We start from the raw sequence: 11,705 nt of genomic DNA, 5'->3' as shown, positions 1-11,705 counted from the left end.
TCCGGATGAACCTACTCCGAAAAGCTGCTCTACGAGATGCCACTCAGTAGAGATTCACAACCCTAAGATCCCAGATCCCGGACTACTGCTCATACCAACGAGTCCCATGGCTCTATCGGACTGATCGGGTACCGCTCATCAACGGTAAAGCGTTGGCACACCACCTCGGTGTCGTCGTCAATATCAAGTGCTCCGATGTACTCCACAAACTCTGGCGAGCGCCAATAACGTTCATGCCCGGCACGCCATTCGCCGGCATCCGTGTAGCCCTCTCCCTCGGCAATGGCATGCTCGTCGCTCACGTCCGCCAGCCGACAAACCTGCACGTCGGCCGTACGAATGACGCACACCACGTTGTCATGTGAGTCAAGGACGGCCTCGAGGGCCTCCACTTCCTCATGCGGCTGATAGTCGTTGGGGTATTCAGCCAACAAGGATGCTGTCGCAGTTTTCGTTCCATTCAGGATGGCGTTGACAAGACCGTCACGGAGCGGGCCTGGAAAGGCGAACTCGCCACGAGGCAACTCCGAAATGGGTTCTACGGTGTCCCGATTCATACATTCATATTAGGCAGCGAGGATCACCGTCCTTGGTATCGCACTGTTATACCTCGCATTTCTTGGGTTTCCGCAGCCCTGAACAGTCGTTTTCCACTGGTCGTCTAGCTCGGTGGTTGTGGAAACAGACGATGAGCGTGGTGGTTTGGGTGTTTGACCTTCCACCCGATCCGGCCCTGCTTGCGTGTGCGACGAGACTGGAGATTTGCGGCGCTCCTCGAACGTTTGTTTGCCATTTCCTCGTAAGCCAATGGGGCATGTGGGATCGGTCGATATACTGAATGCAACCGCCAGTCCATGCAGCAAATATGCGTGTGCAAATTGGGAAATAACTGCTGGTTTACCCCTTGCGTATAGAACAGTTAGACGGGTATAATTAGAGGTACGAAACAAAGGGAAAACGGGAACACAACACTGGGGGTAGACCGTGGGCGAACCATACTTCCGCACACAAAGACCAGAAGATCCACTGAGCACGTTTAGTCAAGGTATTCGCGATATTTACTGGAATGCCTTCGGTCACTTCGCCACACCCGGGGCAAGTGTTGATATTGATGACTTCGACGTGACTGTGGTGTCAATGAGGGAAGCAACCGGCTGGACTAAAAGCTCGGTTGAGCAAGCGATCTTCTCCCATGCACGCCTGCAACACTTACCGAAGCTGCGTGCCCTCCAGGCCAAGACGCGTGTGATGGATCTACGCCATTTACGTGCCATCGATACTGTGCTTGCTGAACTCGGCCCAGACATTACGGATGAGGCGTATGCCGAGTTCGACGAGATGTTGACTACTACGTTTACCCCGACACGGCCTGGGCAACACACTCCACAAACCACGACGATTACCCGACGTATCCGGGAGATGATCAAACGCATCGACCCAACCTGTGCTTATCAGCCGAAGCGACGCCAACAGCGAGTGGCGCAGGCACATGCGGCTGATGATGCGGTGACCTTTGAGGTGTCTGCACAGTCCGGCACAGTCAAAACACTGGTCACGTTGGCGACCAACCCGTTGACGGCACAGGTCGTGCGCGAGCACGTGTTGGCTACTGCACGGGAACACAAAACCTCCATGGCAGATGCGATGGTCAAACTACTCTCCGGGGAAATCACCCCAACGAAAACGACCCTGCATGTGTTTGTGCCGAAGGGTCGTGAAGCCGGTGGGCCAGCGTACGTACCAGGGGTTGGGGCACTGACCCCGGAAGCCACCGCAGCACTCGATGACCTGCTAGCCACAGCGAAGGTCACCGAAGTGGATATGGAGGCAGAACTCCAAGCGCATACGGATAGCTACACCCCAACCGAAGCAATGCGACGCGTCGTCTGCGCACGCCACACGCACTGTGTGTTCCCAGGATGCAACGTCCCGTCATTGAGGTGCCAGTTGGATCACCGGATTCCGTTTGGCCAGGGTGGCAAAACCACACCAGGAAACCTCTACCCACTGTGTCAAAAGCACCACAACTTGAAAACCGATAAGCGTGGTTTCTACGTCCCGGATCCGGATACGGGTGAAATCTTGTGGCTGTTTGCCAACGGCACGTATGAAACCTGCACCCCAGACAGCTTGATCGCACACAACACGAACGCCGCGGCCCCGCGGTGGAAGTCAAACCTTGAGCAAGTGTGCCAGCGTCGCAGCCGAGTGGCGCAGTTTTACGCCAAGGGCCACAAAATACTGGACGATTTTGACCACCACCACAACCTCGAACAGGCCGACGCCCAGATCGCAGCCTTGGAAGAAGAATACGGACTGATTTTCCCAATCAAGGCGGTGTTGCCGGAGCCGTTGCCAAAAGAACCCGATTTTTGTGAACCACCCTTCCCCGACCCAGAAGATGCCTACGGATGGGTGGAAGACTACGACCCAGAAGAACTCGTCGATACCCGACCCGAGTAAGAGAAGCAGGTGGCCAGGCTCAAAACAAAAAACAGCCCGTTTTTCCGAAGGAGGACCCGGCGTGGTTCCTGACCTGGGACAAATGAGTGCCGAAATGAGTGCCGAGCTTTCACCAACCACAAGCCCAAAACCCAGAGGACACATTGTCGAGGAGAGATTCAACGACCGACGGTGACCCAAGCCAGGTTCCAAAACGAAAAACAGGCGATTTTTCGGTTGAGAAATCACGGGATGCTCTATTGGACAGTTCTAGTGGACACCCAGCCTGCAGATACATCAGCATCAGGCATCAGCGATGTCGTAACGCCGCGCCTACCAAACCACGCAACCAGTGGGGCTAATGTTACGGATGTGACTGCATCTTCATACTCTCGCCGGACATTCCTCAAGTCCGCTGCCATCGCCACCGCGGCCGGCGCCGCCTCGTCTACGCTCCTCTCCCCTGCCGCTGCCGCCCAGGCCCCAGGCCGCGTGATTGGCACGGTTATTGACTATTCGGCGGGTGTGCCGTCGGCAAGCAGCGTGAAAGCCGCCGGCCACATGGGGGCGGTGCGCTACGTCTCCGAGCGTCGCCCGGGCGCGAACTGGATGCTGGGCAAGCCGGTTACGTTGGCCGAAACGCGCGACTTTGCCGCCCAGGGCCTCTACACCGCATCGGTATATCAGTTCGGGCGCGCGGAGACGGCTGATTGGTTGGGTGGTGCGGCGTCGGCAGCCAAACATGCCCCTGACGCGATCCGCCTGCACCGTGCAGCCGGCGGACCAACAGGCAAACCGATTTATGTGGCGATTGATGACAACCCGCACAAGGACCACTACACCCACCAGATCCGTCCCTACCTGCGCGCATTCCAGGCAGCGCTGACCGTGGCTGGCTACCAGATGGGCGTGTACGGCAACTACAACGTGATCCAGTGGTGCGTGGAAGACGGCATTGGCAGCTACTTCTGGCAGCACGACTGGGGCTCCGGCGGCAAGATCCACCCCCGCACCACGATCCACCAGAAGGCGAAATGGACTGCGACTATCGACGGCATCACGGTGGACATCAACAACGTCTACGTCCGTGACTGGGGTCAGTGGCTGCCCGGCCAGCCGCAGCAGTCGCCGCTTCCCCCGATCTCCCTGAATACGCCACAGCAGAGCGACGCAGCAGCCCTAGCAGATCTGATTGCAACGAGCAGCCAGCTGTCCTCGAAGATCGATTGGGCTGGCCTGCTCTAACTTGGCTCTAGCTTGCCTCGGCAACAAAAAACGGCGCTTAGAAAAAGCGCCGTTTTTTATGTCACGGATTAGTGGTCGACCGGAGCCTCCACACCAACACCGGTGAGCGAGCGGACCTCCATCTCGGCCTGCAGCTCATCGAAGTTGTCCGGCTTACCCAGGAAGGTACCGATGATGCCGCCGAGGAAGCCCAGCGGAATCGAGATCAGGCCCGGGCTGGACAGCGGGAAGATGGACCAATCTGCGTTCGGGAACATTGCAGTCGGGGTACCAGACACTGCCGGGGAGAGGAAGATCAGCACCAGGGCGGAGATCAGGCCAGTGTAGATGGACACAACCGCACCGGTGGTGTTGAAACGCTTCCAGTACAGGGAGTACAGGATGGTCGGCAGATTCGCGGAGGCCGCGATGGCGAATGCCAGGGAGACCAGGAAAGCCACGTTCTGCGTCATCGCCAGGATACCCAGGATGATGGAGACAATGCCCAGGACAACCACGGTGATGCGGGAGACGCGGACCTGCTCGTCCTCAGTTGCCTGACCGTCACGCAGCACGGCTGCGTAAACGTCGTGCGCAATGGATGCGGAGGCGGTAATCGCCAGACCAGCAACCACAGCAAGCACTGTTGCGAAGGCAACCGCGGCGATCAGCGCCATGAAGATGGAGCCACCGAGCTCGAATGCCAGCAGCGGAGCCGCCGCGTTTGCGCCACCCGGTGCAGCCAGGATGCGGTCCGGGCCAACGAAGGCAGCTGCTGCGTAGCCCAGGATCAGGGTGAGCAGGTAGAAGGAACCGATCAGGACAATTGCCCAGGTCACGGACTTACGCGCTTCCTTCGCCGTAGGCACGGTGTAGAAGCGCATCAGCACGTGCGGCAGACCAGCGGTACCAAGCACCAGGGACAGACCCAGGGAGATGAAGTCCAGCTTGGATGTGGTGGTTGCGCCGTACTTCAGGCCCGGCTGCATGATGTTCTCTGCCACATAGCCCTTCTCTGCCAGGTATGCGGAGTTGGCGTGGGTTTCAATCGCCTGGTCAAAAATAGCGTTCAGGCCGCCCTTAGCCACGACAAAGGCCAGGATGGACATGATCAGCACGCCGGTGATCAGCAGAACAGCCTTAATCATCTGCACGTAGGTGGTGCCCTTCATGCCGCCAACCAGAACGTAGACGATCATGACAACGCCAACGATGGCAACACAGATCGCCTGTGCGGCGAAGGAGTGCAGGTCCAGCAGCACGGACACCAGGGAGCCGGCGCCGGCCATCTGCGCGATCAGGTAGAACAGCGACACGAACAAGGTGCCGAATGCGGCGGCCACGCGGACCGGCTTCTGGCGCAGGCGGAAGGAAAGCACGTCCGCCATGGTGAAGCGGCCAACGTTACGCAGCGGCTCAGCCACCAGCAAAAGCGCTACCAGCCAGGCTACAAAGAAGCCGATGGAGTACAAGAAGCCGTCGTAACCACTGAGCGCAATGGAACCGACGATGCCCAGGAAGGACGCGGCGGACAGGTAGTCACCTGCAATAGCCAAGCCGTTCTGGGTACCGGAGAAGGATGCACCACCGGTGTAGAAGTCAGAAGACTCGCTGGTGGTCTTGCCCGCCTTGGTAACAATGAACAGGGTGACAACAATGAACGCGCCGAAGATGGCAATGTTCAGAAGCGGATTGCCGTTGGCCGCAGCCTCGGCAGCGAGGGTGTAGGTCTGCATGTGTTAGCCCTCCATCTCTTCACGGATCTGTGCCGCACGCGGCTCGATATTCTTGTTCGCCCACTTCACATAGACGTAAGTGATGGCGAAGGTGGTAATGAACTGCGCCAACCCCATCCACAGGCCCAGGTTCAGGCCAAGGAAAGGCCGTGCCATAACCTCCGGTGCGAAGGTGGCAAAGATGACGTAGAAGAGGTACCAGATAAGCGCGGCAATCATCACCGGGAAGGTGAATCCGCGAAAAGTGCTGCGAAGCTCCTGGAATTCAGGGCTCTGCTGCATTGCCACAAACTCGTCAGGCGTGGGCTCACGACGAGTGGGGACTGCTGTAGATCCAGCCACGGCCTCAATCCTTTCTTGCTAGAGGAAGTTTTCGCCTTGTTACGAGTTTGGTCAGCAAAAGCTGCCAAATACGTAACGCAACACAGAAAATGTAACGTACAGCACAAAGTCTCTCCAATGTTTAAGACTTCTCATTTCCCAGCTGGGGGTGAAACTACCCCCGCGCAATGCTGTGACCTGCATCGCTAATTAGTACTACTTACACATTTGTTTTCCCGTTTTCTGCATGAAAAAACGCCCACACCCTAACGGTGCAGGCGTTTTAGCAGCTCTAAGCGGACTAATTCGGGAACGTCCGAGGGTTGCCCCACAGGCGCTCGCCGGGGATGGAGTTGAGGGCGTCAACGTCAGCGCTATCAAGCACAAGCTCCACTGCCCCCAAGTTCTCCTCCAAGCGCTCCAAATTGGCAGTCTTGGGTACCACAGAGCAACCGAGCTTCATCAGGTATGCCAACACCACCTGCGCAGGCGTTGCATCGTGACGCTCAGCCACAGCAACAATCTCCGGCGCATCAAAGTTCTTCCCTCGCGCAAGCGGCGCCCACGCCTCAGTCACAATGCCGTGCTGAGCGTGGTACTCACGCAACTCCGGCTGCGTGAAACCAGCGTGCAGCTCCACCTGGTTCAGCACCGGGATGACACCGGTAGCCGCAATCAGCTCATCCAGCACTTCCTCGTAGAAATTCGCCACACCAACCGACTGCAACTGCCCCATGCCCTGCAGCTGCACGATCTGCTCAAACGCAGACACGTACCTACCCTGCTGCGGGCACGGCCAGTGCACCAAGTACAGGTCAATAAACTCCAGGCCAAGGCGCTTCAAAGACTCCTGGTACGCCTCCCCCGCACGGTGCTGGTCATCATTCCACAGCTTCGTGGTGACAAACAGCTCCTCACGAGTCACGTCACCAGCAGCGATCGCATCACGAATCGCCTTACCAACCTCAACCTCGTTGCCGTACAACGAGGCGGTATCAATGTGGCGGTACCCCAGCTCGATTGCCCGGCGCACCACCGGCTCTACATCTGCAGCTTCAAGCTTGTAGGTACCAAGGCCAAGCAGCGGGAAATCATAACCGTCATTCAGCGTGGTTACTGGGATACTCATAACACCCAACTCCTACCTAGCGTCCAACAGGTCAATAACAAAGACCAGCGTGCGACCAGCCAGCGGGTGACCACCACCAGCCGGGCCATAAGCCTTCTCCGGCGGGATGGTGAGCTGACGGCGACCGCCAACACGCATCCCCGGGATACCCTCCTGCCAGCCCTCAATCAGGCCAGCGAGCGGGAATTCCGCAGCCTCACCGCGGTCCCAAGAGGAGTCAAACTCATTGCCAGAGTCATAGGTCACGCCAAGGTAGTGGACCTTCACGTAGCCACCTGCGACAGCCTCAGCACCGTCACCAACAACCAGATCCTCAATAACCAGGTCTACCGGCGCCGGTTCCTGTGGAATCTCAATGATTGGCTTTTCCATAGGTCACTATCTCCTGTTCGTTCATAAGCTTCAAACAAGTAAAAACCGCCGAGCGGACTCCCAAGAGTATAAGGGAAGTCCGGCAAACGGCGGTGTTGGCAAGAAACGCTTAGCGCTTGTCGCGCGGCACGAAGTCGCGCTTCTGGTAGCCGGTGTAGATCTGACGCGGGCGGTTGATCTTGGTGTTCATCGCCAGCTGCTCACGGTACTGAGCAATCCAGCCCGGCAGACGGCCGATGGCAAACAGCACGGTGAAGAAGTCCGTTGGGAAGCCCATCGCGCGGTAGATCAGGCCGGTGTAGAAGTCCACATTCGGGTAGAGCTTGCGCTGGATGAAGTACTCATCATTCAGTGCAATCTCTTCAAGCTTCATGGCCAGATCCAAAAGCTCGTCCCCACCCAGGTGCTCCAGCACCTCGTGTGCGGTGTCCTTCACAATGGCCGCACGCGGGTCGTAGTTCTTGTACACGCGGTGGCCGAAGCCCATCAGACGGACGCCCTTTTCCTTGTTCTTCACGCGGTTCATGAAGTCAGTTGCGTCACCGTCGTGGTTGTTCTTGATGTCTTCCAGCATCTCCAGAACAGCCTGGTTAGCGCCACCGTGCAGCGGGCCAGCCAGCGCGTTGATGCCGCCAGCAACGGCAACGAACATGTTGGCCTGTGCGGAAGCAATCATGCGGACGGTGGAGGTGGAGCAGTTCTGCTCGTGGTCAGCGTGCAGGATGAGCAGCTTGTCCAGCGCCTTGGTCAGGACCGGATCAACGTGGTAGTCCTCGGTCGGGTAACCGAACATCATGCGCATGAAGTTCTCACGCGGGTTCAGGGAGTTGTCCGGGTACATGTACGGCTTACCGCGGGAAGCGCGGTAGGCGTATGCCGCCAACATCGGCACCTTGGCCATCAGGCGCACGGTTGCCTTGTCCAGCTGCTCCTCATCCAGCGGGTTGAGCTGGTCCTGGTAGTAAGCAGACAGAATGTTCACGGAAGACGCGAGCACCGCCATCGGGTGAGCGTTGCGCGGGAAGATGTTGAACGCTGCCTTGAAGTCCTCATCCAACAGGGTGTGGTGGCGCAGATCCTGGTTAAATGCGTCCAGCTCTTCCACCGTCGGCAGCTCGCCGTTGATCAGCAGGTAGGAAACCTCGTTGAAGGTTGCGTTCTCTGCCAGATCTGCAATGTCGTAGCCACGGTGGCGCAGAATGCCCTCAGCGCCATCGATGTAGGTGATCTTGGACTCAGTAGAACCGGTGGAAACATAACCCGGATCAAAGGTAACCAGGCCGGTCTCATTCAAAAGGTTGCCAAGTACAACACCATCGTTGCCCTCGGTGGCCTGCATGATGTCCATCTCATACTCGCCACCTGGGTAGTGAAGTACTGCCTTGTTTGCGTTTTCAGAAGCCACTATGAGCCTTTCCACGTAGACACTTGCCGCACCTAGGACACACCCTAAAAGCAGGTTGACACGTTGTGCGGATATTTACCTTGAGCCATAGTAGCACCGCGTGTGACACGGGTGACATGATTGCGCTTTTCGGCCGAAGGCTCACGCTTTGCGGACCCTTTACATATGGCGTCGCAAAGTATATTATGCAATGCACCGTAAAAATCTCCCGAAGGATGTCATGAGCACCTACCCCACCCTCCCAGCTGACCTCATCCCTGCCGACGGCCGTTTTGGCTGCGGCCCGTCCAAGGTTCGCCCTGCGCAGCTTGACGCTATCGTACGCGGCGCGGACATCATCGGCACCTCCCACCGCCAGCCCGCGGTGAAGAATGTTGTAGGTGAGGTCCGCGAAGGTCTGGCCGATTTCTTCCAGCTGCCTGAGGGCTACGAGATCGTCCTGTCCCTCGGCGGCGCCACCGCATTCTGGGATGCTGCAACCTTCGGTCTGATCGAAAACAAGTCGGCGCACCTGACGTTCGGTGAGTTCTCCGGCAAATTTGCCAAGGCTTCCGCACAGGCACCGTGGCTGGAGGAACCGCAGGTTGTTGCCGCTGAGCCAGGCACGGCCCCAAGCCCGAGCGAGCTTGATGGCACGGATGCTGATGTCATTGCGTGGGCCCACAATGAGACCTCCACCGGTGCGATGGTTCCGGTTGTCCGTCCAAATGCTGAGGGGCTTGTGCTTATCGACGCCACCTCCGGCGCCGGCGGCCTCCCTGTTGACCTGAACGAGGCCGACGTGTACTACTTCTCCCCGCAGAAATGCTTCGCATCCGACGGCGGGCTCTGGTTTGCGGCCATGAGCCCGGCTGCAATTGAGCGCATTGCGAAGGTCAAGGAATCAGGCCGCTTCATCCCAGCGTTTCTGGATCTGCAGACGGCTGTGGACAATTCACGCAAGAACCAGACCTACAACACCCCTGCCGTTGGCAGCCTGCTCATGCTGGCTGACCAGGTGAAGTGGATGAACGCCGAGGGCGGCCTGGACGCCATGGTTGCACGCACCACCGCAAACTCCGAGGCCCTCTACGCCTGGGCCGATGCACACGAGCTGGCAACCCCATTTGTACAGGACCCGGCGTCGCGTTCCTTGGTGGTTGGCACGATCGACTTCGCGGACTCCATCGATGCAGCTGAGCTGGCGAAGGCGCTGCGTGCAAACGGCATCCTGGATGTGGAGCCGTACCGCAAGCTTGGCCGCAACCAGCTGCGCATCGGCATGTTCCCAGCTATTGATACCACGGACGTTGTTACCTTGACCCGCGCAATTGATTCCTTGCTGGAGCAGGGCGTGGGCGCAAAGTAAGCGCCGTGTCCTGGGATAAGGTGGACGCTATGCGTGAGCTTTATCTCAGTGAAGAGGAATCGACGGAGCAGTTCTTCGTTCTGGTAGATGACGATGGTGTTCGCTACCAGCTCTCGCGTGCTGCGCTGGAAGAACTAAAAGAGGAGCCGACGCCGGAGCCGGAGCCGGCACCTGAGCCGGAGCCGCTCCCAGAGCCCGATCCCCTCTTCGCCAACGCGCTGACCATGCGCCCGAATGAGATCCAGGCCCGCATCCGCGCTGGCGCTACCGCCGCGGAGCTGGCTGAGGAGATGGGGGTTGCGGAGTCACGCGTTGAGCCCTACGCGCACCCGGTGTTGTTGGAGCGTGCGCAGATTGCTGAGGCCGCCAAGCAGGCGCACCCCGTGCGTGAGGACGGCCCGGCGAAGCTTACCCTGTTCGAGGTCCTTGCCTCCGCCTTTGCTGCGAGGGGCCATTCGCTTGCAGACGCTACGTGGGACGCCACCCGCGAACCCGGTGATGCCTGGGTGGTCCGCGTTTCCTGGAAGGCCGGCCTGACGGATAATGAGGCCACGTGGGCGTACAAGCGCCAGATGGGTTCGGGTTCCACGGCAGAGGCCCGCGACGCGGTGGCCCAGGATCTGACCGACCCTGACTTTGTGCAGCCGCGTTCCATCGTGAGCCTGGACAGGCGGGACCAACGCGTGGAGCCCGAGGAGCCCGCTGAATCCGAGGCTCCGGATGTAGAGGCAGCACCCGCCGAGGAGCTGGAGGGCGATTTCTTGCGCCACCCGGATGAGCAGGAGCAGCCGCAGCATCGTCGCCGCAAGGCTGTTACCCCGCACTGGGAGGACGTGCTGCTGGGTGTTCGCACCTCACAGAAACGGCCGCGCAAATGAGCTACCCAGCGGTTGTGACGGTGTGGTTTGTCACCTCGGCACACCCGGAAGAGGTTTTGGCGGCAGAGCCGAAGGCGGACCGTGGGTTTGGGCGCAAGCTGCTTGCGCAGATCAACCCTGGTTGGCCGATCACGCCGATTGGGCAGTTCCCGCTCAACCGTTCCTCACGCCCGGGCCGCGATGAGTTTTACATTGCCGGTTACCCGGGAGTGGCCGTGGTGCAGACCTTTGTAGAGGATTCGGAGGAGCTTTCCCACACGGTTGGGTACCTGCGCCGCGCACTCCCCGCTGCAGATACCTACGTCTTTGCCGAAGGCACTGACAGTGACTTCGGTGGGTTTTCGCATTACGTGGGCGATGAGCGTCGCCGCAGCCTAACCGCCACGCGTGAACGGGTGATTGAAGACTCAGGTCTGCCCGAGCCTTTCGAAGCCCCATACTGGGCAGGTGAGAAAGCCGAACAGCTCGGCGGCATCACCTTGCCGTTTGAGCCGAAGGATCTGGTCCACGAAGCGGAACGCAGCTGGATCGGTGTGGACCTGCGCGCAGGCAGCCCAGACGTACACGTGGTGGGGTATGCGGTGGATGGCCGCCCAGAGCCGAAGATCACGCAGCCTGCAAAGCCGCCCAAGACCAAGACGGTTGAGGAGGTTGCGGCGCGCTTTGCCGAAAAAGACAGCGCGTATGACGATTATGACGTGCAAAGCGACAACGACGGCGACGAGTTCGCCGAGCTTGCAGACGCCTCCGTGGCCGCCGCCAAGCGCATCGCCCGCGGCATTCGCCGCCGCGTGAAGAGTGCTGCGGCAGCACTCAAGGAGCGCATCCGCCACTCAGATCGGCCATAGAT

General features: G+C 59.1%; 11 protein-coding genes. 5 read left to right on the top strand and 6 right to left on the bottom strand.

The features are described from left to right. Nucleotides 1–89 precede the first annotated feature (89 nt). Nucleotides 90–557 (bottom strand): ASCH domain-containing protein, encoded by a 468-nt coding sequence (locus I6I71_RS06485; protein ID WP_052205075.1) that lies wholly within the window; start codon nt 555–557, stop codon nt 90–92. A 427-nt stretch (nt 558–984) separates the two neighbouring features. On the opposite strand from I6I71_RS06485, the gene I6I71_RS06480 reads away from it, so the two are divergent. Together I6I71_RS06480 and I6I71_RS06475 are read left to right on the top strand one after the other, a co-directional pair. Further along, entirely contained in the window at nt 985–2,463 is a 1,479-nt protein-coding gene (locus I6I71_RS06480) for an HNH endonuclease signature motif containing protein (RefSeq protein ID WP_201819602.1), read from the top strand. 351 nt (nt 2,464–2,814) lie between these two features. After that, complete coding sequence (locus tag I6I71_RS06475; protein WP_236587263.1) at nt 2,815–3,687, top strand: DUF1906 domain-containing protein; 873 nt, start codon at nt 2,815–2,817, stop codon at nt 3,685–3,687. 68 nt (nt 3,688–3,755) lie between these two features. Here the strand turns inward: I6I71_RS06475 and I6I71_RS06470 are convergent, their stop codons facing one another. From I6I71_RS06470 to I6I71_RS06450, 5 genes are all read right to left on the bottom strand, one after another. Beyond that, a complete protein-coding gene (locus I6I71_RS06470; RefSeq protein ID WP_052205078.1) occupies nt 3,756–5,402 on the bottom strand; it encodes a solute symporter family protein in 1,647 nt (548 codons plus the stop codon). Nucleotides 5,403–5,405: 3 nt separating this feature from the next. Then, entirely contained in the window at nt 5,406–5,684 is a 279-nt protein-coding gene (locus I6I71_RS06465; RefSeq protein ID WP_083279016.1) for a DUF485 domain-containing protein, read from the bottom strand. A 340-nt stretch (nt 5,685–6,024) separates the two neighbouring features. Further along, nucleotides 6,025–6,852 (bottom strand): aldo/keto reductase, encoded by an 828-nt coding sequence (locus tag I6I71_RS06460; protein ID WP_201819597.1) that lies wholly within the window; start codon nt 6,850–6,852, stop codon nt 6,025–6,027. A gap of 12 nt (nt 6,853–6,864) precedes the next feature. After that, nucleotides 6,865–7,224 carry an FKBP-type peptidyl-prolyl cis-trans isomerase gene (locus I6I71_RS06455; protein ID WP_052205081.1) on the bottom strand — a complete coding sequence of 120 codons (360 nt, stop codon included), beginning with the start codon at nt 7,222–7,224 and terminating at the stop codon, nt 6,865–6,867. 109 nt (nt 7,225–7,333) lie between these two features. Further along, a complete protein-coding gene (locus I6I71_RS06450) occupies nt 7,334–8,629 on the bottom strand; it encodes a citrate synthase (RefSeq protein ID WP_083279012.1) in 1,296 nt (431 codons plus the stop codon). A gap of 220 nt (nt 8,630–8,849) precedes the next feature. On the opposite strand from I6I71_RS06450, the gene serC reads away from it, so the two are divergent. The 3 genes from serC to I6I71_RS06435 are packed head-to-tail and all read left to right on the top strand — an operon-like array spanning nt 8,850 to nt 11,703. After that, nucleotides 8,850–9,977 carry a phosphoserine transaminase gene (serC, locus tag I6I71_RS06445; RefSeq protein ID WP_201819594.1) on the top strand — a complete coding sequence of 376 codons (1,128 nt, stop codon included), beginning with the start codon at nt 8,850–8,852 and terminating at the stop codon, nt 9,975–9,977. Nucleotides 9,978–10,006: 29 nt separating this feature from the next. Then, nucleotides 10,007–10,855 carry a septation protein SepH gene (gene sepH / locus I6I71_RS06440; protein ID WP_201823501.1) on the top strand — a complete coding sequence of 283 codons (849 nt, stop codon included), beginning with the start codon at nt 10,007–10,009 and terminating at the stop codon, nt 10,853–10,855. Then, nucleotides 10,852–11,703 (top strand): DUF6928 family protein, encoded by an 852-nt coding sequence (locus I6I71_RS06435; RefSeq protein ID WP_201819584.1) that lies wholly within the window; start codon nt 10,852–10,854, stop codon nt 11,701–11,703. The genes sepH and I6I71_RS06435 overlap by 4 nt, the downstream gene beginning before the upstream one ends. The last annotated feature ends 2 nt before the right edge of the window (nt 11,704–11,705 follow it).

It is taken from the genome of Corynebacterium riegelii (genome assembly GCF_016728505.1).
In the GTDB taxonomy this organism is placed as follows: Bacteria; Actinomycetota; Actinomycetes; order Mycobacteriales; family Mycobacteriaceae; genus Corynebacterium; species Corynebacterium riegelii.
Note: the sequence above shows the minus strand (reverse complement) of the source record. Positions and strands in the feature narration are given on the sequence as shown.

Bases quoted from the DNA above. Each gene is read 5' to 3' on its own strand.
- serC (WP_201819594.1), top strand. From the start codon at position 8,850: ATGAGCACCTACCCCACCCTCCCAGCTGACCTCATCCCTGCCGACGGC.
- I6I71_RS06460 (WP_201819597.1), bottom strand. From the start codon at position 6,852: ATGAGTATCCCAGTAACCACGCTGAATGACGGTTATGATTTCCCGCTG.
- I6I71_RS06435 (WP_201819584.1), top strand. From the start codon at position 10,852: ATGAGCTACCCAGCGGTTGTGACGGTGTGGTTTGTCACCTCGGCACAC.
- I6I71_RS06470 (WP_052205078.1), bottom strand. From the start codon at position 5,402: ATGCAGACCTACACCCTCGCTGCCGAGGCTGCGGCCAACGGCAATCCG.
- sepH (WP_201823501.1), top strand. From the start codon at position 10,007: ATGCGTGAGCTTTATCTCAGTGAAGAGGAATCGACGGAGCAGTTCTTC.
- I6I71_RS06485 (WP_052205075.1), bottom strand. From the start codon at position 557: ATGAATCGGGACACCGTAGAACCCATTTCGGAGTTGCCTCGTGGCGAG.
- I6I71_RS06455 (WP_052205081.1), bottom strand. From the start codon at position 7,224: ATGGAAAAGCCAATCATTGAGATTCCACAGGAACCGGCGCCGGTAGAC.
- I6I71_RS06465 (WP_083279016.1), bottom strand. From the start codon at position 5,684: ATGCAGCAGAGCCCTGAATTCCAGGAGCTTCGCAGCACTTTTCGCGGA.